The sequence below is a fragment of the Pseudomonas sp. KH_017 genome, from assembly GCF_057840285.1.
In genome coordinates, this window is sequence record NZ_CM174509.1 from 3226766 (window position 1) to 3250495 (window position 23730).

General features: G+C 58.0%; 27 protein-coding genes. 12 read left to right on the top strand and 15 right to left on the bottom strand.

Annotation, left to right across the window (positions count from 1 at the left end):
• Positions 1 to 10: 10 nt before the first annotated feature.
• Positions 11 to 1558, bottom strand: a complete 1548-nt coding sequence (locus tag AC3IT6_RS14690) for a phospholipase D family protein (RefSeq protein WP_489356565.1) — start codon at positions 1556 to 1558, stop codon at positions 11 to 13.
• 307 nt (positions 1559 to 1865) lie between these two features.
• Here AC3IT6_RS14690 and AC3IT6_RS14695 point away from each other — a divergent pair, with 307 nt between their 5' ends.
• Positions 1866 to 2687: a DeoR/GlpR family DNA-binding transcription regulator gene (locus tag AC3IT6_RS14695; RefSeq protein WP_150723844.1), complete on the top strand. Its 822-nt coding sequence runs from the start codon at positions 1866 to 1868 to the stop codon at positions 2685 to 2687.
• A gap of 53 nt (positions 2688 to 2740) precedes the next feature.
• Here the strand turns inward: AC3IT6_RS14695 and otnI are convergent, their stop codons facing one another.
• The 6 genes from otnI to AC3IT6_RS14725 all read right to left on the bottom strand — a co-directional run bounded on the left by otnI (position 2741) and on the right by AC3IT6_RS14725 (position 8216).
• The gene (gene otnI / locus AC3IT6_RS14700; RefSeq protein ID WP_489303924.1) at positions 2741 to 3523 is read right to left on the bottom strand and encodes a 2-oxo-tetronate isomerase; all 783 of its coding nucleotides are present in this window, start codon (positions 3521 to 3523) and stop codon (positions 2741 to 2743) included.
• A gap of 21 nt (positions 3524 to 3544) precedes the next feature.
• Positions 3545 to 5005: a GntT/GntP/DsdX family permease gene (locus AC3IT6_RS14705; protein WP_150723846.1), complete on the bottom strand. Its 1461-nt coding sequence runs from the start codon at positions 5003 to 5005 to the stop codon at positions 3545 to 3547.
• A 189-nt stretch (positions 5006 to 5194) separates the two neighbouring features.
• Positions 5195 to 5833 (bottom strand): 3-oxo-tetronate 4-phosphate decarboxylase, encoded by a 639-nt coding sequence (gene otnC, locus AC3IT6_RS14710; RefSeq protein WP_353742976.1) that lies wholly within the window; start codon positions 5831 to 5833, stop codon positions 5195 to 5197.
• An 8-nt stretch (positions 5834 to 5841) separates the two neighbouring features.
• Positions 5842 to 7140: a 3-oxo-tetronate kinase gene (otnK, locus tag AC3IT6_RS14715; RefSeq protein WP_489350659.1), complete on the bottom strand. Its 1299-nt coding sequence runs from the start codon at positions 7138 to 7140 to the stop codon at positions 5842 to 5844.
• A 10-nt stretch (positions 7141 to 7150) separates the two neighbouring features.
• Positions 7151 to 8056 (bottom strand): L-threonate dehydrogenase, encoded by a 906-nt coding sequence (ltnD, locus tag AC3IT6_RS14720; RefSeq protein ID WP_095945035.1) that lies wholly within the window; start codon positions 8054 to 8056, stop codon positions 7151 to 7153.
• Positions 8049 to 8216 (bottom strand): hypothetical protein, encoded by a 168-nt coding sequence (locus AC3IT6_RS14725; RefSeq protein WP_489350661.1) that lies wholly within the window; start codon positions 8214 to 8216, stop codon positions 8049 to 8051. Before AC3IT6_RS14725 ends, ltnD begins: the two co-directional genes overlap by 8 nt.
• A gap of 244 nt (positions 8217 to 8460) precedes the next feature.
• Here AC3IT6_RS14725 and AC3IT6_RS14730 point away from each other — a divergent pair, with 244 nt between their 5' ends.
• The gene (locus AC3IT6_RS14730) at positions 8461 to 8685 is read left to right on the top strand and encodes a LysR substrate-binding domain-containing protein (protein ID WP_489350663.1); all 225 of its coding nucleotides are present in this window, start codon (positions 8461 to 8463) and stop codon (positions 8683 to 8685) included.
• Positions 8686 to 8736: 51 nt separating this feature from the next.
• On the opposite strand, the gene AC3IT6_RS14735 is transcribed toward AC3IT6_RS14730, so the two are convergent.
• Entirely contained in the window at positions 8737 to 9627 is an 891-nt protein-coding gene (locus AC3IT6_RS14735; protein ID WP_489350665.1) for a LysR family transcriptional regulator, read from the bottom strand.
• Between the two features lie 180 nt (positions 9628 to 9807).
• Between AC3IT6_RS14735 and AC3IT6_RS14740 the strand changes: the two genes are divergently transcribed.
• The 3 genes from AC3IT6_RS14740 to AC3IT6_RS14750 all read left to right on the top strand — a co-directional run bounded on the left by AC3IT6_RS14740 (position 9808) and on the right by AC3IT6_RS14750 (position 12258).
• Positions 9808 to 10797, top strand: a complete 990-nt coding sequence (locus tag AC3IT6_RS14740) for a zinc-dependent alcohol dehydrogenase family protein (protein ID WP_150755276.1) — start codon at positions 9808 to 9810, stop codon at positions 10795 to 10797.
• A 20-nt stretch (positions 10798 to 10817) separates the two neighbouring features.
• On the top strand, positions 10818 to 11075 hold the full coding sequence (locus AC3IT6_RS14745) for a hypothetical protein (protein ID WP_489350668.1): 258 nt from the start codon (positions 10818 to 10820) through the stop codon (positions 11073 to 11075).
• Between the two features lie 286 nt (positions 11076 to 11361).
• On the top strand, positions 11362 to 12258 hold the full coding sequence (locus AC3IT6_RS14750) for a LysR substrate-binding domain-containing protein (protein WP_056744812.1): 897 nt from the start codon (positions 11362 to 11364) through the stop codon (positions 12256 to 12258).
• Here the strand turns inward: AC3IT6_RS14750 and AC3IT6_RS14755 are convergent.
• Positions 12252 to 13160 carry an MBL fold metallo-hydrolase gene (locus AC3IT6_RS14755; protein ID WP_056744814.1) on the bottom strand — a complete coding sequence of 303 codons (909 nt, stop codon included), beginning with the start codon at positions 13158 to 13160 and terminating at the stop codon, positions 12252 to 12254. The two genes, AC3IT6_RS14750 and AC3IT6_RS14755, sit on opposite strands and share 7 nt — an antisense overlap.
• Positions 13161 to 13502: 342 nt before the next feature.
• Between AC3IT6_RS14755 and AC3IT6_RS14760 the strand changes: the two genes are divergently transcribed.
• The 3 genes from AC3IT6_RS14760 to AC3IT6_RS14770 all read left to right on the top strand — a co-directional run bounded on the left by AC3IT6_RS14760 (position 13503) and on the right by AC3IT6_RS14770 (position 15316).
• Entirely contained in the window at positions 13503 to 14009 is a 507-nt protein-coding gene (locus tag AC3IT6_RS14760) for a DMT family transporter (protein WP_150755343.1), read from the top strand.
• Positions 14010 to 14080: 71 nt separating this feature from the next.
• Positions 14081 to 14803 (top strand): hypothetical protein, encoded by a 723-nt coding sequence (locus tag AC3IT6_RS14765; RefSeq protein WP_034146497.1) that lies wholly within the window; start codon positions 14081 to 14083, stop codon positions 14801 to 14803.
• A gap of 96 nt (positions 14804 to 14899) precedes the next feature.
• Positions 14900 to 15316 carry a VOC family protein gene (locus AC3IT6_RS14770; RefSeq protein ID WP_489350672.1) on the top strand — a complete coding sequence of 139 codons (417 nt, stop codon included), beginning with the start codon at positions 14900 to 14902 and terminating at the stop codon, positions 15314 to 15316.
• Positions 15317 to 15323: 7 nt separating this feature from the next.
• Here AC3IT6_RS14770 and AC3IT6_RS14775 read toward each other — a convergent pair whose 3' ends face one another.
• The gene (locus AC3IT6_RS14775; protein ID WP_150755341.1) at positions 15324 to 16229 is read right to left on the bottom strand and encodes a LysR family transcriptional regulator; all 906 of its coding nucleotides are present in this window, start codon (positions 16227 to 16229) and stop codon (positions 15324 to 15326) included.
• A gap of 100 nt (positions 16230 to 16329) precedes the next feature.
• Here AC3IT6_RS14775 and AC3IT6_RS14780 point away from each other — a divergent pair, with 100 nt between their 5' ends.
• Positions 16330 to 16872, top strand: a complete 543-nt coding sequence (locus AC3IT6_RS14780; RefSeq protein ID WP_082555887.1) for a DMT family transporter — start codon at positions 16330 to 16332, stop codon at positions 16870 to 16872.
• 410 nt (positions 16873 to 17282) lie between these two features.
• A complete protein-coding gene (locus tag AC3IT6_RS14785; protein ID WP_223446879.1) occupies positions 17283 to 17801 on the top strand; it encodes a cysteine hydrolase family protein in 519 nt (172 codons plus the stop codon).
• Between the two features lie 151 nt (positions 17802 to 17952).
• Here AC3IT6_RS14785 and AC3IT6_RS14790 read toward each other — a convergent pair whose 3' ends face one another.
• A complete protein-coding gene (locus AC3IT6_RS14790) occupies positions 17953 to 18264 on the bottom strand; it encodes an isochorismate lyase (RefSeq protein ID WP_489356567.1) in 312 nt (103 codons plus the stop codon).
• A complete protein-coding gene (locus AC3IT6_RS14795) occupies positions 18255 to 18785 on the bottom strand; it encodes a DUF2867 domain-containing protein (RefSeq protein ID WP_151213471.1) in 531 nt (176 codons plus the stop codon). Before AC3IT6_RS14795 ends, AC3IT6_RS14790 begins: the two co-directional genes overlap by 10 nt.
• Before the next feature lie 465 nt (positions 18786 to 19250).
• Between AC3IT6_RS14795 and AC3IT6_RS14800 the strand changes: the two genes are divergently transcribed.
• On the top strand, positions 19251 to 19664 hold the full coding sequence (locus AC3IT6_RS14800) for a MerR family transcriptional regulator (protein ID WP_489350676.1): 414 nt from the start codon (positions 19251 to 19253) through the stop codon (positions 19662 to 19664).
• Here the strand turns inward: AC3IT6_RS14800 and AC3IT6_RS14805 are convergent.
• Together AC3IT6_RS14805 and AC3IT6_RS14810 are read right to left on the bottom strand one after the other, a co-directional pair.
• Positions 19630 to 20610, bottom strand: a complete 981-nt coding sequence (locus tag AC3IT6_RS14805; RefSeq protein WP_489350678.1) for an NAD-dependent epimerase/dehydratase family protein — start codon at positions 20608 to 20610, stop codon at positions 19630 to 19632. The genes AC3IT6_RS14800 and AC3IT6_RS14805 overlap by 35 nt on opposite strands.
• A gap of 129 nt (positions 20611 to 20739) precedes the next feature.
• The gene (locus tag AC3IT6_RS14810) at positions 20740 to 21117 is read right to left on the bottom strand and encodes a c-type cytochrome (protein WP_489350680.1); all 378 of its coding nucleotides are present in this window, start codon (positions 21115 to 21117) and stop codon (positions 20740 to 20742) included.
• Positions 21118 to 21662: 545 nt separating this feature from the next.
• Between AC3IT6_RS14810 and AC3IT6_RS14815 the strand changes: the two genes are divergently transcribed.
• A complete protein-coding gene (locus AC3IT6_RS14815) occupies positions 21663 to 22766 on the top strand; it encodes a Gfo/Idh/MocA family protein (protein WP_489350682.1) in 1104 nt (367 codons plus the stop codon).
• Positions 22767 to 22770: 4 nt separating this feature from the next.
• Here AC3IT6_RS14815 and AC3IT6_RS14820 read toward each other — a convergent pair whose 3' ends face one another.
• The gene (locus AC3IT6_RS14820; RefSeq protein WP_489350684.1) at positions 22771 to 23655 is read right to left on the bottom strand and encodes a LysR family transcriptional regulator; all 885 of its coding nucleotides are present in this window, start codon (positions 23653 to 23655) and stop codon (positions 22771 to 22773) included.
• Between the last annotated feature and the right edge of the window lie 75 nt (positions 23656 to 23730).

Consider the following 23730-nt stretch of genomic DNA (forward strand, 5'->3'; position numbering starts at 1 on the left):
CGATTTCGCTCTAGAGCATTTTCTCCAGGCCGATCTTGTCGCTGAGCCAGGCCTTGAAGCTGCGCCATTTGCCGCCGGGCTCCTCATGCAAGGTATGCAGGCGGCTGTCGTCCTCGGTGAGCCAGACGACTTCGCCGTTTTCCAGTCGGGCCTGGTAACTCATGGCCGGCGCCATGCCCTCAAGCGCCAGCTGGCGCACTTGGCCGGCCAGTTCGGGACTATCGACCAGCACCCCGACTTCAGTGTTCCAGAACACTGAACGCGGGTCGAAATTGAACGAGCCGACGAACACTTTCTGCTTGTCCAGGATCATGGCCTTGGTGTGCAGGCTGGAGTCCGAGCCACCACTGAAACCAAACGAAGAACTGCGGCCGGGATCGTCCGGCTGGCGCCGCAGCTCATAGAGTTTCACGCCATGTTCGAGCAGAGTCTTGCGATACGGTGCATAGCCGCCATGCACCGCAGGCACATCGGTGGCTTCCAGTGAGTTGGTCAGCAGGCGCACATCAACGCCGGCATCGGCACGACCCAGGAGATAGTCCATGCCCGGCTTTTGCGGGACGAAATAGGCCGAGATCATGATCAGTTCGTTATTGACGCTATCGAGTTCAGGCCGCAGCTGTGTGGCCATCAATAGCGCGCGGGCTGGTTCGCCGTCGGCCAGGACCTTGCTCGGGGCATCCCACATCGCCTTGTTATGGGCCCAGATCAGTTGCTTGCGCCATGTCTCGAGCTGCGGTTGGGTCCGGTAGGTCATGAGGTGGTCGTACAAGGCCTTGCTCTCGATACGTGCGCTCTGCAGCGATTGTTCCAGGCGCTGGCGGCTCTGGAGCAAGTCTTCGGCGGTTGGCTTGTTGAGCACAAAATCACTGATCGGCTGGCTCAGGGCGCTGTTCCAGTACTGATCGAAGCTGTGGCCCAACTGCTCGGCGACCGGGCCGATGCACAGCAGGTCCACGTCGGTGAAGTTGAGATCGGGCTTGGCGTCGAAATACTCATCCCCCAGGTTGCGTCCGCCAACGATGGCTACGCTGTTGTCAGCCAGCCACAGTTTGTTGTGCATGCGTCGGTGTTGTTGGGAAAGATCAAGCAGACGCCCCATGGTTCGAGTGACCATGGTGCTGCGCCCCAGATGCAAAGGGTTGAACACACGGATATGGATGTTCGGGTGCACGGCCAGGGTAGCGATGACTTCTACCTGGCCGTCGCTGGCAGTGTCATCGAGCAAGATGCGGATACGTACGCCGCGATCGGCTGCCAGCAGCATTTCACGCACCAGTGCCCGGGTGCTGAGACCGTTATGCACGATGTAGTACTGCAGATCGACGCTTTTCTGCGCATTGCGGATCAACTCGGCGCGTGCCCGGAACGCTTCGCTGCTGTTGGGCAGCAAGCGAAAACCCGAACGCCCCTCATGCGTGATGGCTTGAGCCTGGATCGAGCGCCCGAAAGCCGAATCGCTGGCGGCTATCGCCTCGCTGAACTCGTGGGGCAAGCGCTTGGTGGCACAGCCGGCGAGCAGCAGCGCGAGCAACATGACAGGGATGAACCGGGACATGGGCAAGGACTTGTCCTCAACCTCGACGGGTGTGGTTTGAGCCTGGGGAGCCAGCCAGTACTTGTTGGCTGCAGTGAGCATCCAGCTCACGGCAATCAGCACGACTTACTCCAGTAAAGCCCGGTTCAAGCAGCGTGTCGAAGTTTTCAGCAGTTCCATCCAGAGCACGAAATCGCCCTGGGGCCAGGTGCAGGCAACGCGACGCGGATCGGCCCCGATGCCTCATCACGCTACTGATCCAGCTGCAGATTCGCTACTATGGTTGCCCGCCTTCCTTGTCTGCGGATTTCTTCATTCTGGAGCCCGAATGCCTAGTCAAAAGGACATCGCCGCCGAAAGCGGCGCACCGATGATCCCTGAACAGCGCCGTGAATTGATGCTGCGACAGTTGCGCAAGCATCAGGTGCTGAGCGTGCATCAATTGATGGAAATGTTCGACTGTTCGCACATGACCATACGCCGCGACATTGCGTTGCTGGAGCAGGAAGGTCGTGCTTACTCGGTAACGGGTGGGGTGCGGATCGCCAGCCAGCTGCACAGCGAGCCCAGCCATCAGATCAAGGCGGTGGTCGAGTTGCCGCAGAAGCAGGCGATGGCCAGGCTCGCCGCCCGGCTATTGCATGCCGACATGACGATTTACCTGGATGCGGGAACCAGCACGCTGGAAATCGTCCCCTACATCAAGGCGCTGTCCGGCATGACCGTGGTGACCAATGACTTCGGTATTGTCCAGGCATTGATCGAGGCCCCCCATGTCACGGTGATTCATACCGGCGGGCAACTGGATCACTCCAATCAATCGTGCGTGGGCGGTCTGGCGGTTGCCACCTTGCGTCAGGTGGTCACCGATATCGCGTTCATATCCACCAGCTCATGGGATTTGCGTCGCGGCCTCACCACCCCTTCGGCGCTGAAGGTTGAGGTCAAGCAAGCCGCGATGCAATCGGCTTCGCAAGTGGTGCTGGTGGCCAGCAGTTCGAAATACGGCACCTTCAGCATGTACAGGATCGCCGGGCTCGAGCAGTTCGACATTATTCTCAGCGATGACGCGTTGACCGCTGCAGCGGCCGATGGCATCCGCAAGCAGGGTGTCGAGCTGTTGTTGCCGGCAGACAGTACACCGGCGTGAAACAACGGGCTCCTGCAACCAGCGGAGCCCGTCGCCGCCCTCCTCTATAGTGCTTAACGCGCCTTCCAGTCGCGCAACCACTGCAAGCCGGCAGACGTATTGCCTCGTGGCCGATATTCGCACCCTACCCAGCCGTCATAACCCAATTGGTCGATCAGCTCGAACAGATAGGGATAATTGACTTCCCCCAGGTCCGGTTCATGCCGGTCAGGCACGCCGGCGATCTGGATATGGCCGATACCATCGAAGTCGCGACGCAGTTTAGTCGCCAGGTCGCCCTCGACGATTTGGCAGTGGTAGCAGTCGAACTGAACCTTCAGGTTACTGGCGCCCACTTCCTTGCAGATGGCCTGGGCCTGATCCTGGCGGTTGAGGAAAAAGCCTGGCATGTCTCGCGTATTGATCGGTTCGAGCAATACGGTGACGCCTGCCTTGGCCGCCTGGGCGGTGGCGTAGGCGAGGTTCTCCAGGTACACGCCGTGATGCCGCGGGCGATCGCTTTCCGACGGCAACAGCCCGGCCATCACATGGATGCGCGAATTGCCCAGCACACCGGCGTACTCCAGGGCACGATCAAAACCGCTACGAAATTCACTCTCCCGACCGGGCAACGACACTGTGCCCCGCTCCCCCGCTGCCCAATCACCGGGCGGCGCGTTGAACAGTGCCTGTACCAGGCCGTTGTCGCTCAAGCGTTGTTTGAGTTCTTCAGCGCTGTAGTCGTAGGGGAACAGATACTCCACCGCTTCGAAACCGTCAGAGGCAGCGGCGGCGAAGCGATCCAGAAACTCATGTTCCGGGTAGAGCATGCTGAGATTGGCTGCAAAACGAGGCATGGTAGCTCCTGAGATAAAGGGTTAGACAAAGGGCCAGATCAGCAGGGTAATACAGAAACCCAAGGTGCCGAGCAAGGTGGTCATCACCGTCCAGGTGCGCAGACCGTCGGCCACGTTCAGGCCTGACAGCTTGGTGAAGATCCAGTAACCGGCGTCATTGATATGGGACATGGCCAACCCGCCACCGCCCATGGCCAGACACAGCAGGGCCATGTGGTTCGGAGTGAGATCGAGGGTCGCAATCAGCGGGCTGATGATGCCGGCAGTGGTCACCAGCGCCACCGTGGTCGAGCCCTGAACCGCGCGCAACAGCATGGTCAGCAGAAAACCCAGGGCCAGCACCGGCAGACCGGTGGTGCGCAGCATGTCGGAGACCACGGCGCCGATTCCGGTATCCACCAGCACCTTGCCGAATACGCCACCGGCACCGGCAATCAGGATCACCATGGCGACACCAGGCAAGGCCGAACCGATCACGTCAGACACCTGAGTGCGGCTCCAGCCCCGGCGCGAACCCAACAGCCAGGCACACAGCAAGGTGTCGATCAGCAGCGCCACCAGCGGCGCACCGAGCACGGTCATGATGCCGCGCAGAGTCGATTCGGCAGGCAGCAACGAGGTAGACAGAGTCCCCAGCAGAATCAGAATGATCGGCAGCAGGATCAGGCTGACGATCAGGCCAAAACCCGGTGCGGGGGCCGGCGGCAATTTGGAAACGATGCTGCTGGTCGACTCTTCCAGGCCCATGTGAGATACGGCTTCAGCCGCTCGCTCAGCGCTGATGTCGTTGCCATTGGACCAGGCGGCCAGATCCTCGTTGGTGACATGCGGGCCATAGACCTCGGCACGAATATCGTCGGTCATCGGGTACGCCCGACGGGTCATGCGCCCGGCCACGCGGTAGCCGACATAGCAAAGGAACGCGGTGATCGGCAACCCGAACATCAACACGCGGCCCAGGTCCGCGCCCAATTGACTGGCAGCGGCCACTGCACCCGGGTGTGGCGGCAGAAAGGCGTGTACGGTCAACAACGCAGCACACATCGGCAACGCAAACACCAACAGCGGCTTGCGCGCACGCCGGGCAATACCATAGGCCAGCGGCATGAGGATGATCACGCCGACCTCGAAAAATACCGGCACCCCGACCATGAAGCCGGCAATGGTCAACGCCAGGGGCGTACGCCGGTTGCCGAAACGGGTGATCAACGTCTTGGCCAGCGCCTCGGCACCGCCGGAGAGCTCGATGATCCGCCCGATCATCGCGCCCAGGGCAATGATGATCGCGATATGGCCCAGGGTCTTGCCCATGCCGCCTTCGATGGTCGCGACCAGATCGGCCGGTTTCACCCCGGCCACCAGCGCCACCAGAATGCTCACCAGCATCAAGGCCACGAAGGGCTGGAACTTGTACTTGAGCACCAGGAACAACAACAGCGCAATGCCTGCCCCAGCGGTAATCATCAGGATTAACGGGCTCATTTCACAAACCCTCCACGCCGGGCAAATGAAAGGGTACTGCCAATGGATCTGAACATGCCGCAGTGAAGGTGAGTCATGCTTGGATTTCCTGTTGTTATTGTTTTTTCAGGCAAGCCGGGGCCGTCGAGAGTCGCTGTGCGTCTCCCGGGCAGAGCCTGTGTTATCGATCTGTCGTGTTAAGCCAATGCGTTACCAGTGCGCACCAAAGGTTGCTCGCAGTTCGTCCAGCGCCACCTGATCCAGCGGTTCAGGCTTGGGATTGCTCATCAGCCAGAGCCGTGCGGTTTCCTCGAGCTCTTCCAGGGCGTAGCTGGCCCTGGAGACCGAACTCTCCCAGACCACCGGACCCAGCCGTTCGAGCATCACACCGCGAACGCTGTTGGCCAGCAGCGCGACCTGTTCGGCCACCTTCGGCGATCCGGGTCGCTGGTAGGCAATCAACGGGATATGCCCGACTTTCATGACCTGATACGGCGTCAGCGGCGGCAGAATGTCGTTCGCCTGCCAGACACCGGCCAACGTCAACGCCACCAGATGGGTGGAATGGGTATGCACCACACCACCGACATTCGGGTTGCGGTCGTAGACCTGGCGGTGCAACGCCAGGGTCTTTGAAGGCTTGTCACCGGACACCCATTCACCGGCCAGATTGACCTTGGCGATGGTCGCCGGATCGAGACGCCCGAGGCAGACATCCGTCGGCGTGATCAACCAGCCGTCATCCAGTCGCGCGCTGATATTGCCGGCGCTGCCGACGGTATAACCGCGCTCATAAAGGCTGCGGCCAACTTCACAGATTTCTTCGCGCAGGGCGTTCTCGTTGCTCATTGCGCAGCTCATTGTGCACCCCCGGCCTGGGCGAGTTGGTTCAAGGCTTTACTGAAGAAATCCCGGCCACCGAAGTTGCCCGATTTGAGTGCCAGCGCCAAAGGTTCCTCGGTACTGCTGACGGTCGCCGGTACACCCGGATCAATCTGCGCGCCGATCTGTAGCAACTGCACACCCAGCGCCTGGACCACAGCACCCGAGGTTTCTCCGCCGGCGATCACGAAGCGGCGCACGCCGCTCTGGCGCAGGCCCTGTGCAATTTCGCCAAAGGCGTTTTCCACCAGGCTACCGGCCTGCTCGACGCCCAGTTGCTGTTGCACCAACTTGACCTCTTCCGGTGAGCTGGTGGCGTAGATCAATACGGTTTGCTCGTTATCACGGGCGAAGGCCATGGCTTGCGCCACCACCGGTTCCCCCGCCGCCAAGGCCAGCGGATCAATCCGCAACGCCGGCCGACCGGCTTCGAGCCAGGCGGCCACTTGTCCATTGGTGGCGATCGAAGCGCTACCGGCCAACACCACTTCCCCGCCGGACACCACCGGAAGTTTCGAGGCATCAAGGTCGCGCAGCTTGCCGGCACGACGGAAATTTTCCGGCAGGCCCAGGGCCAGTCCCGAACCACCCGTCAACAGCGGCAGATCGGCGCAGGCCGTACCGAGTGTGTACAGATCGCTGTCCGACAAGGCATCAGCGATGGCCATGCCGACACCTTGAGCCCTCAGCTCGGCGATGCGCGCCCGCACCTGCTCAGCGCCACGGGCAATCGTGTCGTAGCGCAACAGACCGACATTCAGACGGGTCTGCGATTGCAGCACGCGAACCAGGTTGGCATCGGTCATCGGCGTCAACGGGTGGTTCTGCATGCCCGACTCGCTGAGCAGTTGATCCTGCACAAACAGGTGGCCGCGAAAGATCGTCCGGCCATTTTCCGGGAACGCCGGGCACGCAAGGGTAAAGTCACTACCCAGTGCGGCCAGCAGCGCTTCGCTGACCTGGCCGATATTGCCGGCCGCGGTGGAGTCGAACGTCGAGCAATACTTGAAAAAAATCTGTTCGCAACCTTGCTCGCGCAGCCAGGCCAGCGCAGCGAGGGACTGTTCGACTGCTTCGGCGACCGGCGTGGTACGCGACTTCAGGGCAATGACGATCGCATCGGCATCAAGCCCGGCCGCCACTTCCGCGCTCGGGATGCCAATGCTTTGCACGGTGCGCATGCCGCCGCGCACCAGCATGTTGGCAAGGTCCGTGGCGCCGGTGAAATCGTCGGCGATGCAGCCCAGCAACGGGCGTGCGGTGGAGGTAGTCATGGGGTGTTCCTCAAACAGGCTCAGGCTTGGCAGTCGGCAATTCGATGCCCGGGAAAATCTTGATTACCGCCGAGTCGTCCTCTCGGCCGAAGCCGGCACTGGATGCCTGCATGAACATCTGGTGAGCGGTGGCCGACAGCGGCAACGGGAATTTGCTGGCCCGGGCGGTATCCAGCACCAGGCCCAGGTCCTTGACGAAAATATCCACGGCGGACAACGGCGTATAGTCAGCCTTGAGAATGTGCGGCACGCGGTTTTCGAACATCCAGGAATTGCCGGCGCTATGGGTGATCACCTCATACAGCGCATCGGCATCGACCCCTTCACGCAGGCCCAGCGCCATGGCTTCGGCAGAAGCGGCAATATGTACCCCGGCCAGCAGTTGATTGATGATCTTGACCTTCGAACCCAGGCCATGGACGTCGCCCAGGCGATACACCTTGCCGGCCATGCCAGCGAGGATCGACTCAGCCTTGGCGTAGGCGTCGGCCGGGCCCGAGGTCATCATGGTCATCTCGCCTGCGGCAGCCTTGGCGGCGCCGCCGGAAATCGGCGCATCCAGATACAGCAAGCCCAGCGCGGCCAGGCGCTGGCCCAGGTCCACGGCGTAGGTCGGAGCGACTGTGGCGCAACCGATCACCAGGCTGCCCGGCCGCAGAGAGGCCACGGCACCACCCTCACCAAACAATACGGTCTCGGTCTGCTCGGCGTTGACCACCACCGTAATGATCACGTCACACTCAGCGGCCATGTGCGACGGTGACAGGCAAGCCACACCGCCCTCCCCGGCGAACTGCTCTGTTACGGCAGTACGCACATCACAGGCATGCACATTAAAACCGCTGCGCAACAACGAGCGGGCAATGCCCAGCCCCATCGCGCCCAGACCGACCACACCGACATTCTTGTTATTCATGGGGTACTCCAGAGAAAAGCAGCGACTGCTGCCACGCCTGCAAGGCGCAGACGTTGGCCGCGTTGTGAATAAGGCAGCGGTAGACAGAATCAGCACCACGCGGATAAGCCAGCTGAGGGGCGCTGTGATTCAGGACGTGAGTCGGGATCTCATCGAACATCAAGGCAATCCTGTTCTGTCGTGTTATCAGATTGTCATACCGGCTGATGGAGATCATCTACCAGTGATCAGATTATGTGAAGTATTTTTTGCTAATAACATTTTTTAACACGACTTTTGCCGCGCAGAAAAAAGAGATACTGCTCTCCCGGCGGGAGACCACCGAATCACGAGCCCGTTGAAGCCCTGGATCGGCCAACGTTGGCGCTGGCTTATCCCCTTGGGGGCCTTCGCTGAAAATCCGCATGGAAGTCTCCAGCTACGACGCGCTATGCCTGATGGTTCAGGCCGGCCTGGGCATTGGCATCATGCCCGAGGGGAGCGCGGCGATTTACAAAATGGACGATGCGAAGGCGATCAGGCTGGATGAGCCGTGGGCCACCCGCGAACTCAGCGTGTGCGTGAGGTCGCGAGAGGCGTTGTCGGTCGCGGCGGGATTGTTCCTGGAGCACTTGCTCGAAAGGGAGTAAGCGATATCAGGCTCAAGGGCTCGAAGGTGCAGTTACGAGTGGGTTCATCGATCAGGGGGCTCGGCCAAACGCAGCACTGGCAAAGTCCAGAAAGCTTCGCAGCTTGGGAGTCAACCGACGGTCAGGCGCATATAAAAGGTTCATGGGTGAGACCGGCACCTCGTGGTGAGGTAAAAGACTGACCAACGTCCCATCCCTCAATGCATCCTTGACCAGCTCCAATGGCTGAAGCATCACGCCCAATCCAGCGACGGCGGCTGCGAGTAGCGGATCGCCCTGATTAATCGTCAATCTGCTTGTAATGGGCACATCTATACGCCCTTCCTTCCCGTCGAAACTCCAGTGTGAGCGCCCGTCGGAATACGCAAAGCCCAGGCACTCGTGCTGTTGCAGATCCCAGGGTGTAGTAATGAGAGGCCGCCGTGCCAGATAGGACGGCGCAGCGCAGAGCACCATCTGGTAGGGTCTCAATGGCAACGCTTTCAAACCGCTGTCCGAAAGCCCACCAACCCGAAACACTACGTCATAGCCGTCTTCCACGAGGTCTACGATCTCGTTTGATAACGTAAGGTCCACTGAGACCTGCGGATACTTGACCATGTACTCCAGCAGGCGCGGCGACAGCGTACGCATACCGTATGTGACGGGTGCGTTGATTCTCAGTCGACCGCTTGGAACCCCGCGCGTCACGGCAGCCATGCTTTCTGCAGCGTCCATATCGGCAAGGATCATCTTTGCTCGTGGATAGAACGCGCGACCAAATTCGGTGAGGCTTTGTTTGCGAGTCGTTCGGTTAAGCAGCGACACCCCCAAATGCTGCTCGAGCATTTTCACCTGTTTACCTACCAGTTGCGGGGATAGATTGAGATCTTCCGCCGCCGCACTGAAGGAACCGAGCTGTACCGCCTTGACGAATGTGGCCATCTGGGTGAGACGATCCATTGGAAACCCATTGTTTCTAGTGTTGCGCCATCCTAGTCCTTTATCCGAGGGGGGGCCAAAGCCTATATTTGATTGCCATGACTCAGGCGCGCTCACAATCCCGACCACTGCCTGGGTTCCCGCTTTCACTCAAATCAGGTCGGCATTCACCCCGGCCCCTTGACTACAACAGAGGTAACGATGGCCCGCATTGTCAGAATCCATGAGTACGGTGACGCAAGCGTCTTGAAGCTGGAAGCAGTCGATGTGCCTGCTCCAGGATCGGACGAGGTGCAAATTGAAGTAAAAGCCATAGGGCTGAACCGGGCGGAAGTCATGTTCCGCAACAATGCCTACCTGCAAGAGGCGGAATTTCCAAGTCGTCTGGGATATGAAGCCGCCGGCGTTGTCGTCGCGGTCGGTACCGGCGTCACTGACTTCAAGGCAGGCGATGTTGTCAGCGTCATTCCGCCACTGGACATTGCACGCTGGGGCACTTATGGCGAATTGGCGAACGTGCCAGCCAACCTCACGGTCAAGCATCCCGAAAATCTGTCATTTGAACAGGCCGCGGCCTCCTGGATGCAGTACGTTACAGCGTGGGGTGCATTGGTCGAGCAGGCAAAACTGCAAAAAGGTGATTTTGTTCTGGTTACCGCAGCGTCCAGCAGCGTCGGACTGGCTGCCTTTCAGATTGCCAGAATGGTGGGCGCCACCGCCGTCGCCGTTACCCGCACGCGGGCAAAGAAACAGGCGTTGCTGGATGCAGGCGCCGCACATGTCATCGTCAGCGAGGAAGAGGATATTGTCGAAGCGACAATGGCGCTGACCGGCGGATTGGGTGCCCGTGTCGTTTTCGATCCCATAGGCGGCCCCTCCTTCGTACCTCTCACCCAAAGCATGGCCAAGGGCGGTATCCTGCTTGAGTATGGTGCGTTGAGCCCGGAACCCACGCCATTCCCATTGTTCACCGTATTGGGTAAAACCCTGACCCTCAAGGGCTACCTCTATTCTGAAATCGTTTCCGACCAGGTGACCTTGTCGCGGGCCAAGGCGTTCATCCTGAATGGACTCGAATCAGGCGCGCTTCGGCCGATCATCGCCAAGACCTTCACACTCGATAACATTCAAGAGGCGCACCGCTTCCTTGAAACCAACCAACAGATCGGAAAGATCGTGGTGACCGTTTAACGTTTGCATCAGAACCGCGTATGGCCGGTTTGCTTCTCAAAACAGGAGAGATCCTGAAAGCGAAACAACCGGCCTCTCTGCGAGGCATCGGAGTTCGTCCTGATCGAGTGGAAAAGCAGTTCAAGCTGCTTGAATACCCCCCCGGCGTCGGTTTTAAAACCGGAATCGCCCCTTTCTCCGCGTATAGCCTTGGCTACCGGGTCCATGTCAAATATGACGCAGGACCACGCATCAAAGTACATCTCTACGCTCACGACGAAAAACAGGTAATTGCATAGATTTGCCCACCCATTTGCATTCGACCTGACCAATCATTTGCATCGGATTTGACCAGCACGCTTCGTGGTCATGACCGTCAGAGAACGACCCATTGCTGCCGGTGGCGATGGTCAAAAACGGCCAGAAGCTGACACTCACTCCATAGCGGGACAAGGCCGCGGCATGGAAAGTCAGTGCCAGCAGGGTACCCATGTCATAGCAAATTGGGAGACGATGTACGTATACACACGCTCGCCCTCGTCGGGTTCCTGCTCTGACCGCAGGGGCTGTTGTTACGGAGATGAAATGACGTTTCCCCCCTTGCACAATTTTAAAGTGTTCGAAAGCGTAGCCCGCTTGGGCAGTCTGGCAGCAGCCGCGATTGAGTTGCACGTCACCACTGGCGCGGTGAGCCAGCAAGTCAAAGCGTTGCAGGCCAGCCTCGGAATAGAGCTGTTCGAGAAGCGCGGTCGTCAACTTGTGCTGACCGCCAACGGTCGACTCCTACAAAAGCATGTAGCGAACGCAATGAGCGAAATCAGCAACGCGGTGGCATCAATGCAGACCGGTTCCGCTGCAGAGCAAGAGGTCGTCGAGATCACCTTGTCCATTCCCCCTGCGGAGGGAGTGGAGTGGCTGACCACGCCGCTGCTGCGCTTCATGGAGGCGTCGCGCTCGGTGCGGGTGAGCGTGATCACCGCCCCGGGCATACCGCAAGTAGACTGGCGTCGCGCCGATATCGCGGTGGTCTACGGTTCTCCGCCATGGCCAGGCTTATGGTGGCGTCTGCTGCACGGCATTCGCATGACGCCAGTCTGCAGTCCGCAATTCTTGCGAGGGCCGAAAGCCATTCGGGAAGTGCCTGACTTGGCTCGACACCGCCTGCTACACGAAGACAATGGGCGCCAGTGGCAGCAATGGCTGGCCGATGTTGGCATCAGTCGTATCGGCGAAGAGGATATCTTCTTTGAAGATTTCGGCATGGTCTTGCAGGCAGCACGGGACGGTTTCGGCGTGGCGCTGAGCGATGAACTCGTTTCCGCCCGCGATCTCGATGAAGGACGATTAGTGCGACCGCTGTCGATCACCGTGCCTGCGCTGCACAATTACTATGTTACCTGTTCCGAAGCAGCGCGCGAACGCCCGGAAATCCGGGCGTTCATCGACTGGTTACTCGCTACAGCCGGGCAGCCCGATCAGTAACCGTAGCCACGACCATCAGTAAACTGGATGTTGGTGAGAATGCTGATGTCCTTCTCCACCTTGTAAAGCTCGGAACTCTTGATCAGTTCCGGATCGCTGAACGCTTCACCCTTTGCGCGCCCCGCCAGGATCAGAGCCATCTTGTCGCGAATCGCCTGTACGTCCGCGTAGGTCATGGCTGGCACCTTGGTTGGATCCTCGTCCGCATGAGCGCCATAGATGGCGGTCTTCTCATTGATAACCTTCAGCGTGGCGTCGAGAGAAGCAACGTAGTCTTTGAGATTTCCTGCCAACAGCCAGGACGGGTAGACGTGATCCCCGGCCAGCAAAATGTTGTGCGTCTCATCGAAGAGTGCCACTTCGTCCTGCGTGTGACCGGGCACGCTGATCAGACGCACCTTCAGACCACCAAGGTCGATGGTCTCGTCTGGCTGTATTAGCCGCGCTACCTTGAAGGGCGGTACGACCATGTGATCGAAGTTGCCCAGGTAAACCGGCTCAGGAACACGGTAGAAGTCATCCTTTCCCCTGAACTGACGAGTGAAGGGCGTATCCACCAAATAGATGCTTTTAAAATTGTGCAGGCCGCCAAGGTGATCGAAATGCAGGTGTGAGGGCAGCATCGAGAGCGGCTTGTTAGTGATTTTACGAGCCACCGAAGTGATGTCTTCTTTCTGATTGGCCCCCGAATCAAACATCAATGCCTGATCCTCCCCCACCAGCAAATACGAAAAGTTCTTCTGGTAGTAGTTGGGTTCGCCGATGGCGTAGAGGAAGTTCGATAACTTATGCACCACAAAGGCCGGGCTTTGCGCAGTGGAGGCTTCCTGGGCCTGTATGGCAAATGGCGCGGAGAGGATAACGGAGGAAACTAGGGTCAGGACTTTTACGAGTTTGCGCATGGCGTGCGAACCTTTTCTCTTATTGTCAGCGGATGGCAGAGTGCTTTCTGCAGTGCCTATCTGACTGGCTGCCGGTGCGCACATCAATGGATGATTTTTAAAGCAGGACACTTCAGTTCAACTAAAGCGTGTGTCGAACCGTCAGCTACCTTTTCGATCTCTGAAAGTAAAAGTCGAAGATCGACCCCGTTCAGTCTACTGAGCGCAGCTGAGATAGAAGGCCTCGCCCCTTCAAATTATCCATCATATGAATAATGCATGTACAAACATGTGATTTCCATAATTTCTGTGGATTGGAGAGTATTTGCCCATCGAAACCAGCCATCTCCAAAGGGGAATGCCATGTTCAGTAAGGCAGTAGCTCTCGCACTTATCCCGGTGGGTACCGCATTGCTGGCAGGCGCAGTCCTGCCCTTCCAGGCCGCCAGTAACGCAGCCGTGGGCCGAGCGTTAGGGCACCCGCTTTGGGGGGCGTTAACGTCGCTGTTCGTCAGCTCCGTTGTGGTGGTGATTGCACTGTTAGTCATGCGGGTATCTGCGCCGGATGTCGGCAAGGCTTTGCAGGGATCCTGGTGGTTATGGATCGGCGGCATTTTGGGTGCCGTGTACGTAGGCAGCGCAACGGCCATCACTCCCCAGCTAGGGGCTAGCGGATTTCTACTGCTCGTCGTCGCGGGACAGATTTTGGCTTCCGTCCTGGTTGACCATTACGGATTGATGGGACTTCCCAACAAACCGATCACTTTCACTCGACTGGCAGGGGTCGTGCTCATCTTTGGAGGTGTATTGATGGTTCAGGGTATCGGCACTCCAACGGTTGATAACAGCGCTACCCAAATCAGCAAGTAACCAGCTCTACCCGTTTTATGTAAACCCGCAACGCAACCGCAACTTTCTGACTCACGATAGGAGATACAAAGATGAACTTCGTAAAACTTCAGTTCAGCGATGGCCGTCCCGATGTTGAAGGTATCGATAGTGTCAACGCTGTCTTGCGCAGCGTGGGTGTGCGCGCCAGCACTGTCTCGATTCCCGAAGAAGCCAAGCCGATTCTCAAAGGATCGCTAATTAACGCCATCAGTGAAGAAGATCAAAACAAGCTGCTTTCAATATTCAGTCTCAACCGTGCTGAACTGTTGGAGCAAATCCACCTCGCAGGCCGTACTCCTGAGGTGCACCGTGGTGGCTACCTGGGTACTCGTGAGGGAGATACCGCGCCCTATCCAAAAGTTTACGACATGAAAGCCATGACCCCAGAGATGCGGACTTGGGCTCTGAATCGTTATGGTCGTCTTCATGTAAACACTTCGGAAAATGGCGCGGGCATTGATGAAGTGATGACGGTGGTATCCGGTGGTGCTTTCACCTGGATGTTTGTGCTGTCAGATGGCGTCCTCGCACGTCTGACTGTGCATGAGATCAATCCTGAAGGGCCTGCCGTGCGCCTCAGCTATCCAGGCTTCGGCATGCACGCCGGCTACATGGATCCGCACCAAGGCGTTATTGTTGCCTACGCCCATGGGCCGGAAAGCTTCACGATTCGCTTCGATGAACCCAGTGTGGCGCATGCCGAGTTGCTCAATACCAATCCTTGGGTCGACTTCTCGGGTGAGGTGCCTCAACTGTTTTCGAAGGTCAACTGAGTCGTCGAACTTGGTGCACGCATCGTGAAGAGTGCCCATCTGAAGATTCGAAACTGGATGGGGACTCAAATCAGTGATCCGACAGGAGTGATCGTAATGCGCAGTTTTTCAATTCAACGTATCGACCATGTTGTACTGCGGGTGCAGGACATTGAGCACAGCCTGGCTTTCTACACATCTGTACTGGGATGTGATGTCAAAAAGCGCCGTGACGACCTTGGCATGATTCATCTGAGCGCAGGGACATCCATGATTGACCTGGTTGATGTGAACGGGCCGATCGGTCGTCAGGGTGGGCAGCCGGCGGGTAAGCAAAGACACAATGTTGATCACTTCTGCCTTCGCGTTGCGCCGTTTGATGAACAGGCCATTCTCCGCGACTTGGCTGCTGCCGGTGTCTCTGCTGAAGAGGCCGTGATGCGGTATGGGGCGGAGGGAACAGGTTTGTCGATTTATCTCAATGACCCCGATGATAATCAGATCGAGCTGAAAGGCCCTGCCCTGCAACCCTGACGGGATGTCAGCTTGGCTGAGAGCATTCGAAAACTGCTTCGCGCAGCCAGCGATGTGCGGCATCCCCCTCTTTCCTGGCGTGCCAAGCCTGCTGATAGGCGAATCGGGGGATATCAATGGGCGGGTCGAATTGCCGCAGCGATTTGTGATTTCGCATCGGGCCTACCGCGCGACTGGCGACCGTAAGAATCAAATCAGTACCTGCAAGCACGTCGACTGCAGCGCTCCAGTGGGGCAATGCCAAGGCAATGTGACGCTTCAAACCTTGGGTGGCCAACGCCCGCTCAATCTCATCGTTCGCATCAGGGCGCAGCGCGAGCATGACATGCGGGCGAGATAGCCAATCATCCAATGAAAGCCCCCCTTGCGCGGGCAGTACTTTTTTGTCGGCGAGACAGATGAATCCTTCGGAAAAAAGATCTTGTAGCGCAATGGCACCCGGAACTTCGGGGAAGATGCCCAATGCAAGGTCGAGCTCACCGTCCAGAAGCTGAGAAATCATCATTTCTCGACTGGCCTGGCTGATGGCCAAATCAATTCCCGGCGCTTCCTGGCGAATTTTCCGGGTAAGCGGAGGCAGAAGGATTCGCGCGGCATAGTCCGATAGCGACAATCTGAAACGACCCTTTGCCGTTGATGGCTCAAAGGCGGGAGCGCCCAACAGCGAGTTCAGGTTGCCCAATGCATCCTGAAGCGGCTGAGCCAAACTTTGTGCCCTTGCCGTTAAAACCAATGACCCGTTTCGCCGTATGAGCAAAGGGTCATCGAAATGGGCTCTGAGCAAGCCGAGAGCATGACTGACTGCCGGCTGGCTTTTATGCAGCCGGACAGACGCTCGCGTGACGTGTTTTTCGGCCAATAACGCATGAAGTGTCACCAGCATATTGAGGTCAATCCTGCGCAGTTCATCCATTGAATGAATACTCGAGTCGCTAGGTAGTGAATTCAATCAATTTAACACATGAACAGGCACGTACGCCGAACGCTGAGCGACCTGTCTAACGGAGAAATTTATGGTAGGCAAAACAGCGCTTTATCTTTTTTTACCAATGCTGACAGCCTTCATGGCGGGCACGCTGATCCCGATACAAGCCGCTAGCGGCGCCACACTGGGACGCATGCTCGGCCACCCTTTATGGGGAGCCGCTGTCGCGCTCAGCATCGGCGTCGTTGCGATATTGATAGTGGTCGTCCTTATGCGCTTGCCCGTGCCTGACTTCCAAAGTGCAGTACGCGGCCCGTGGTGGATGTGGATCGGTGGCGTGACAGGGGCCGTTTACGTGGCTACTTCCTTAGCGCTACTACCAAAAGTCGGAGCGAGCGGGTTCCTGCTGTGTGTAATAGCCGGGCAGATGATTGCAGCGCTGCTACTCGACCACTTTGGACTGCTCGGATTGACGGCAAAGCCAGTCAGTTTTGGGCGTTTGATGGGTGTGGGAATCATGCTGCTTGGCCTCGTCGTCGCACAGCTCTGCAGTCTTGGTGTTTCACAGTCTGCATGGAAGGACAAAGAAGTGCTTACAGAGCAAGTGTCGAATAGAAATACGTTGAATTAAGGATGCAGGGGCATCGCTTGAGTCGACTGGCGGCTCTGCACCCAGCTAATCGAAGCGCCCTGCTCCTATCGTCAGCTTTGGCCGTTCTCTGTCAGTGCTGACAGGCAGCTATGGGTCGGATACAGCCCTTCACGACAGGCAGAAATCGGCCAAGAGCTGTCGTTGAGTCCCATCTGCATGAAATGACTTTCATCCCGGGCATGCTCACTTGCAAGACCGGCGCGCCACAGTTAAGGTCATGCTTCATGACTACGCCATGCATCGAATCGACCACAACCTTCACGACCGCCACAGGCGGGTCGTGGGAGGTTGTGTGAGTTAAAACAACGCATAACCCCAAAGACCCGCCAGTAATGGACCGGGTCTTTTTTTTGCCCCGGTTTTATTGGCACAAACGTAAGGAAACGCACATGTATGCACTTCTGATTCTCGACATGCAGGTAGGGCTTGTACACGGCCCGGATAGACCTTGGGGCAGTGAAGCGCTTCTCGATACATTGAATAGGCTGATGAGAAGTGCACGGGAGGCTGGCGCCCCCATCTTTCTCGCCCGCCACATAGGTCCGGCCGGGTCTCCTATCGAGCCGGGTAGTCCGCTCACCGAGCTTGTCCAGGAGTTGCAGCTAAGAGGTGACGAAGTGATTTTTGAGAAAAAACGTCCCAACGCCTTTGCTCAGACTGAGCTGGCTGGTCAGCTACGCGAACGCGGCTGTGAAGGCATCGTCGTTACAGGAATGAAAACTCAATACTGCGTAGATAGTACTTGCCGTGCTGCCCGCGATTGCGGCTTCGATGCTGTGCTCATCGCCGACGGACATACCTGCTCTGATACTCCAACGCTCAAAGCAGAGGCCATCGTTGCCCACCACAATGCAACCTTGGCGGGGCCATTCTGCCGAGTCGTTCAGGCTGAGGAATGGAGTTTCTAAGAAACTCCCCTGATCGACCCCGGCCAGGGTCGATCAGTCCGCTTGGCGCTGATGGGTTTCTTCTCCACTGGCCACTATCGGCCAGCCCGTCAATCACAGCGTGAGTCAGTGTCCGCTTCACGCCCCGAGGAAGTCAGTCCGGACACTAGAGTCAGGTGTCGGATTGATGAGCCGTCCAGTGTTTCATTTCTTCTGCAATGAAGTGGTTCACCAGGGCACTGTACATCTTCTCGATTGCATCCGGGCTCAGGCCCTCAGCCTCGGCCCACTCGCGTCGAGTCGCCAACATGGCCTTGAAACGCTCCGGAGCACGCACCGAAGTCACTGAGGTCTTGTACTTCGAGGCAGCCAGTACGTAGTGAAAGCGCTTACCCAACAGCTTGATAACAACCTGATCTAGGGCATCGATTTCGCGTCGGTTAAACTTCAGAGGGGCACACAGCGTTCTCAGCCTTAGGGGCAGGTAGCCAGAGGCCAACCGACGCGCGCCGCACGCAGGAGGCTGGCTTTAACAACCAAGCGGTGAAATGGGGCAATGACGAAGATGTAGGCCCGGCCTAGACGGTTGTGGCACTGGACCACGGTTGAAACAACGAGTTGGTGACTGCCTTCTGGCTCTGCCTCTCCAGAACACAGAACCGATATCCGGAAGTCGAGGTGCTTGTCGTCCTCTCCCAACACGATTTCAGTCTGGTTCGTGCTGTAGACCTTGAAGATTCCAATCCGATTAGCAAGTGTTGCCAAGTGTTTGGCTGTCTTGAGACCGAAACAGGCAACGATAGTGTCTCGGACTTTCATGAGCCATCCGATCCAGGATGGCTGGTGGGAAAAGATGAATCGAGCCAGCAAATCTGGATTGCTAGATGTGCCCGCAGGGAGCCGAATCGCAAAAGCGTCCGCTAGGTTCATCGACTTGTAAAAGTGGGAGATGCCGGACCTCGAGGGGACTGGCACGGACGTAATGAGCTCGAACTCTCTGGGCATCGGGGATCTCTCCTGAGATCTAACTACTAATTAGGCGACATGCCATGTCATGTTTCTTGTTGCGATGGCTTGTCGTATAACGCTCCTTGTCGCCCTGTCAGTGCTTGTCTAGCTTAGGGCAAACGCGACATCGCCCTGAGAGAAACACGACAAGGGCGACGGTAGGCCCTGTTGCCTTCTAGACTCGAAAGCAGCATCGGTAACGCTACCCATTTGCCATCACTGTGTCCACCGTCCGCTTCTGGCCGATTGCTGTCTGTCGCGAAGGACTGAAAACGACCCTGCCGGTAAAGACCTGTAGAAATTGGCCAGGAGTGGCCGATCCATGGATGGAAAAATCTGTGCGCTTTTTCCTGCCAAGACGGTGCCGCTGGCGGAATCTGCATGAACACCGGGTGCATCAGGACAACATCCGGCCACAGCCAGTAAACTGCGGGCCGGAGTTGGATCAGGGAGGAGCGTTATATGTACATAGGTGAACTGGCCAGGTTGTCGGGGTGCACTCCCAAAGCCATTCGTTTGTATGAGCAACTGGGCCTGCTGACCCCTCAGCGCCGTGGCAGTTATCGGTTGTACACGGCCCATCACCTGACGCTGGTGCAAATGATCCGCACGGCCCAGGCGGTGGGGTTCAAACTGGGGGAGATGAGCGAGCTGCTGGCAGCCAAGCAACATCAGGCACCGTTTCCCCTGGCGCTAGCCAATCAGGGTATCGAGGTCAAGCGCCTGGAGTTGCAAGCGCAGATCCTGGCCTTGCAGGATCGGGAGCGGCACCTGACGCTGTTGCAACAACAGATCAACCAGCAATTCGCGCTCAAGTCAGTGCCTGGCGCTGCGCCCGGTATCAGCGCGCCAACAAGTGCGCAAACGCCTGCTTGAGAGCGTTCTGTGGCGAGCGCGGCTGGTAGCCCAGTTCATTGATGGCCTTGTCGATGCAGTAGACCTGGCGCACCCCATAAAACATCTGCACCTGGCTGAGCAGCAGCTCGGCTGGCTGACCGGTGTACCGTGCCCGCTGTTCCTGCAGCCAGGCGATCAGCAACAGCAAGGCTTTTGGTGCGCGGCGCGGCAGACGATAGCCGGGGCATAACGTGTTGAGCGCCTCCATCACCTCAGCCAGTGATGAGGCCCGCTGATTGGCCAGTATGTATCGCTGGCCGGGACGGCCTTTATCAGCGGCGCGGATCAGGCCATCGGCAACGTCGCGCACATCGACAAAGTTGAAGTGAAAGTTCGGGTCCAGCACCAGCTTGCGCGCCAGCACGGCCGCAAGAAACTCCATCGTATCGGTCAGCCGCGTGGCATGAGGTCCGATGATTGCCGAGGGCAACACCGCGACCATCGGCAGCTCACAGGCCTCGGCGGTCTCCCAGGCAGCGCGTTCAGAAAGGATTTTCGAGCGGTAGTACGGGTTGTCCTGATCGGTGTTCCAACTGTTTTCATCCAGGCGCTGGCCGTTGTGTCCCACCGCTGCCACGGAGCTGACATAGACCACGCGCCGGACCCCGGCCTCTGCGGCGGCCCGCAGTACATTGCGCGTGCCTTGTACGTTGACGTCGACGATCTCGACCTGTGGGTTCCTCGCCCAGTGCTTGAACACTGCCGCTACCTGATACAGCACGTCCACCCCTTGTAGGGCCTGGCGCAGTGAGTCAGGGTCCTGCAGTTCGGCGCGTACCACCTGGCAGTCGAGCCCGTTCAGGGTTGCGCTTCGGTCCGGGTCACGGACCCCGGCGCGCACTTGTTGCCCTCGGGCGAGCAGTGCCCGGACCAGGGTGTTGCCCAGATGCCCATTGGCACCGGTGACCATCGATAGCGTATTCATGGATTGCCTTATCCGCTGACGGCGGAACCTGAAAGGGGCAGGCAGGGTACGGGTTGCCCCAAGGGACAGAGTCAAGCGCTGGCGTCAGGCCAATCGAAGGTGACAGCACAGGACCAGGCACTTTCAATATCATCGGTTTTGCGAAATCACACCGCCCATGTATTGATTTAAATCGCGCAGATCTTTAATGCTCCATGAGTGCGGCGATAGCTTTACACCATTCTCACGCAAGGTTCTTGGAATCAAGTCTCCATTTGGGCGAAGTATTATCGAAGATACAATCACGCCCGGATAATCAATTAATCGTTTTTTGAAAGCGGACGTTGTCAGATCAGGTGTGGGCGGATTGCTTTTATTGGCCAGTGGTCCTGTTGCTTTGAGATCCATTCCGTGGCACATGCTGCAACGCTGTAGATAGAGATTTTTTCCATCAGCATTATCCGCGAAGGATAGTGATGTTTGAGTCAGCGATAAAATTCCTAGCGTAATGATGAGTAATATTTTCATTGTTTTTATCTTCCTTGATGGGATCAGCGTTGATTGGACGCGATTTGGAGCGCGGGAAAGATATCAGCCATCGCGTTGGCACTCACAGTCATTTCAGATGCTCAACTCGTTTTCCCGGCGCCTCCCAGTGACCGCTCCTGGCCGTTCTCTGCCGATCGTGGTTACAAAGCATTCCGGTCAAATCCGTCGCAATCACTGGTCAGGTCGAATGCAATCGGGTGGTCAAGTGCCGTGCAATTTTTCCAAAAAAGGACTGAAGTCAATACGGAAGGCTTGGGCCAAACGTCTCGGTAGTCCTGGTGCGGAGTATTCCGGACACCAGCGTCCGAAGTGTTCGGATCTCTAACGCATTTTTCCCGACTACATCTCTCCCTACACTGGCTCGACCAGGTTTTTCGCAGTTGGAATACCTCGGCGCCATGACGTTATTTGCCGTGGCCAACCTTGGCTTTATCAGCGCCCTCTGCGCGGTATTGGCCTTATGCCGCCAGCCGTCGTCGCCCGACAACGCAACCTTTCCCTTCAAACCAGGCACAGGAGCTTCCATGACCCTGTCATCAAAAAAAATTCGAGTGGGTCTCATTGGCGTCGGTCATTGGGCCGAGTACGGCCACTTGCCCGCCCTCCAGTTGCTTCCCGACTATGAGCTGACGGCAGTCCACAGTCGCAGCCCGGAAAAAGCCGCCGAGTTGGCACTGCGCCACGGCATCCGCTTTGCACTCGATTCCGTGGAGGCGCTGGTCAATCATCCGCAAGTGGATCTGGTGCTCGTGCTCAACACGGCACCCCAGCACGAGGCCACCGTACGAGCAGCCATCGCCGCCGGCAAAGATGTGTACTGCGAATGGCCGCTGACGCCCAGCAAGGCCGTGTCGCAGGAACTGATAGCGCTTGCCGAGAAGGCTGGCGTTCGGCATATCGTCGGATTGCAGCGTCGACTAAATCCGGACTATCGCTACGTACGCGATCTGTTAAAGGACGGCTACATCGGGGAACTGCGTTCGGTACGGTTGCATGTCAGCGTCGAATATTTCCAGCGTGAACGCCTGGCCGCCCTGCACTTCACCATCCCGCCGGAGAACTTCTCCAGCCTGCTTTCCATCTATGGCGGTCACTATTTCGATGCGGTGTTCAGCATGCTGGGCCATCCGCAGAGCATCAGCGCGCTGACTGTCAACCAGTTCCCGGAAGTAACGCTGATCGAGACAGGTGAGGTACTGAAACACACAACGGCCGACCAGGTTCTGGTCAACGGTACCTTCTCCAACGGGGCTGTGCTGACGGTCCATATCGAAGCCGGGAAACGCAGCAACCATGGCATACAGCTGGACCTGACCGGCACCCAGGGTGATCTCAAGATCTGGAACACCACCAGTTTTGGCGACCAGTTCAATACCATCGAAGCGGCCCAGGGCGACTCGCAACCGATGCATACACTCACGGTGCCGCCGCGCTACAACTGGCTGCCGGAGAATGACCTGGGCGGCAGCCAGCAGGAACTAGCCCACTTGTATGCCGCCTACGCCAGGGATGTGCGCGACGGTACCCAGGTTGCACCGACCATGGCGGATGCCATGCGCATGCACGAATTGATCGATGCCATCGAAATTTCCAACCGCGACGGTGTGCGCCTGAAGCTGCAGGCGTAAGCGATCAGATGCGCAAATGCGCACTCATGTAGTCAATGAAAACGCGCAACTTGGGTGAGGCATAACGGCTGGCTGGCCACAGCATCCAGAAGACGACCTGGCGGTCAATGCAGTCGTCCAGCACGGTGACCAGTTGGCCGCTTTCCAGCGCTTCGCGCACCAGGAAAGTCGGCAGAAAGGCAATGCCCCTGCCCTGGATTGCGGAGTAGGCAAGTGGCTCGATGGTGTTCGACGTCATCGTGGCGGGCAGCACCAGTTCAGCCTCGGAAGCTTCGAGTCGCAGCGGCCAACGTTCCAGCTTTCCCGTTGCGGGGAATTTGTGCTGCAGGCATGCATGGCGTTCCAGTTCACGCGGATACGCGGGTACACCATGCCGCTTGAGATACGTCGGCGACGCCACCAGCACATGTGCGCAGGAACCCAGGCGGCGCGCAGTCAAGCGAGAATCGGTTTGCTCGCCGGTGCGAATCACCACGTCGAACCCCTCCTCGATCACATCGACCATGCGATCGCAAAAATCGATATCCAGTTCGACTTCCGGATACTGCTCCATGAACCCGTCAAAGGCCGGCATCATCAGGTCGCCCAGTAGCGGAGTGCCTACGCGAAGTCGCCCACGTGGACTGCCAGCCAGGCCTGACAGCTCGGACTCGGCAGCGGTGACCTCGTTGAGGATGCGCCGGCAGCGCTCAAGGAACAGGGTCCCCTCGGCTGTCAGCGTGATGCTGCGTGTGCTGCGATGAAACAGCCGCACATGCAAGCGCTCCTCCATCCGCGCAATGGTTTTGCCCACGGTCGAGGATGACACCCCCAACTGGCGGGCGGACTCGGTAAAGCTGCGCGTTTCGGCAACCTGCACGAACATCGAGATGCCATTCAGACTTTCCATCACTTTTCCTGCCTGCTCCGACAGAACCCCACCAACAAGGCGGGATTACGGAAAAAACATCCGAAATGTTCGGCT

Bases quoted from the DNA above. Each gene is read 5' to 3' on its own strand.
- AC3IT6_RS14690 (WP_489356565.1), bottom strand. From the start codon at position 1,558: ATGTCCCGGTTCATCCCTGTCATGTTGCTCGCGCTGCTGCTCGCCGGC.
- AC3IT6_RS14820 (WP_489350684.1), bottom strand. From the start codon at position 23,655: ATGGAAAGTCTGAATGGCATCTCGATGTTCGTGCAGGTTGCCGAAACG.
- AC3IT6_RS14780 (WP_082555887.1), top strand. From the start codon at position 16,330: ATGGTAGGCAAAACAGCGCTTTATCTTTTTTTACCAATGCTGACAGCC.
- otnK (WP_489350659.1), bottom strand. From the start codon at position 7,140: ATGACTACCTCCACCGCACGCCCGTTGCTGGGCTGCATCGCCGACGAT.
- ltnD (WP_095945035.1), bottom strand. From the start codon at position 8,056: ATGAATAACAAGAATGTCGGTGTGGTCGGTCTGGGCGCGATGGGGCTG.
- AC3IT6_RS14750 (WP_056744812.1), top strand. From the start codon at position 11,362: ATGACGTTTCCCCCCTTGCACAATTTTAAAGTGTTCGAAAGCGTAGCC.
- AC3IT6_RS14765 (WP_034146497.1), top strand. From the start codon at position 14,081: ATGAACTTCGTAAAACTTCAGTTCAGCGATGGCCGTCCCGATGTTGAA.
- AC3IT6_RS14725 (WP_489350661.1), bottom strand. From the start codon at position 8,216: ATGTTCGATGAGATCCCGACTCACGTCCTGAATCACAGCGCCCCTCAG.
- AC3IT6_RS14695 (WP_150723844.1), top strand. From the start codon at position 1,866: ATGCCTAGTCAAAAGGACATCGCCGCCGAAAGCGGCGCACCGATGATC.
- otnC (WP_353742976.1), bottom strand. From the start codon at position 5,833: ATGAGCAACGAGAACGCCCTGCGCGAAGAAATCTGTGAAGTTGGCCGC.
- AC3IT6_RS14810 (WP_489350680.1), bottom strand. From the start codon at position 21,117: ATGAAAATATTACTCATCATTACGCTAGGAATTTTATCGCTGACTCAA.
- AC3IT6_RS14760 (WP_150755343.1), top strand. From the start codon at position 13,503: ATGTTCAGTAAGGCAGTAGCTCTCGCACTTATCCCGGTGGGTACCGCA.
- AC3IT6_RS14705 (WP_150723846.1), bottom strand. From the start codon at position 5,005: ATGAGCCCGTTAATCCTGATGATTACCGCTGGGGCAGGCATTGCGCTG.
- otnI (WP_489303924.1), bottom strand. From the start codon at position 3,523: ATGCCTCGTTTTGCAGCCAATCTCAGCATGCTCTACCCGGAACATGAG.
- AC3IT6_RS14755 (WP_056744814.1), bottom strand. From the start codon at position 13,160: ATGCGCAAACTCGTAAAAGTCCTGACCCTAGTTTCCTCCGTTATCCTC.
- AC3IT6_RS14740 (WP_150755276.1), top strand. From the start codon at position 9,808: ATGGCCCGCATTGTCAGAATCCATGAGTACGGTGACGCAAGCGTCTTG.
- AC3IT6_RS14735 (WP_489350665.1), bottom strand. From the start codon at position 9,627: ATGGATCGTCTCACCCAGATGGCCACATTCGTCAAGGCGGTACAGCTC.
- AC3IT6_RS14730 (WP_489350663.1), top strand. From the start codon at position 8,461: ATGGAAGTCTCCAGCTACGACGCGCTATGCCTGATGGTTCAGGCCGGC.
- AC3IT6_RS14795 (WP_151213471.1), bottom strand. From the start codon at position 18,785: ATGCCCAGAGAGTTCGAGCTCATTACGTCCGTGCCAGTCCCCTCGAGG.
- AC3IT6_RS14805 (WP_489350678.1), bottom strand. From the start codon at position 20,610: ATGAATACGCTATCGATGGTCACCGGTGCCAATGGGCATCTGGGCAAC.
- AC3IT6_RS14815 (WP_489350682.1), top strand. From the start codon at position 21,663: ATGACCCTGTCATCAAAAAAAATTCGAGTGGGTCTCATTGGCGTCGGT.
- AC3IT6_RS14800 (WP_489350676.1), top strand. From the start codon at position 19,251: ATGTACATAGGTGAACTGGCCAGGTTGTCGGGGTGCACTCCCAAAGCC.
- AC3IT6_RS14770 (WP_489350672.1), top strand. From the start codon at position 14,900: ATGCGCAGTTTTTCAATTCAACGTATCGACCATGTTGTACTGCGGGTG.
- AC3IT6_RS14745 (WP_489350668.1), top strand. From the start codon at position 10,818: ATGGCCGGTTTGCTTCTCAAAACAGGAGAGATCCTGAAAGCGAAACAA.
- AC3IT6_RS14775 (WP_150755341.1), bottom strand. From the start codon at position 16,229: ATGGATGAACTGCGCAGGATTGACCTCAATATGCTGGTGACACTTCAT.
- AC3IT6_RS14785 (WP_223446879.1), top strand. From the start codon at position 17,283: ATGTATGCACTTCTGATTCTCGACATGCAGGTAGGGCTTGTACACGGC.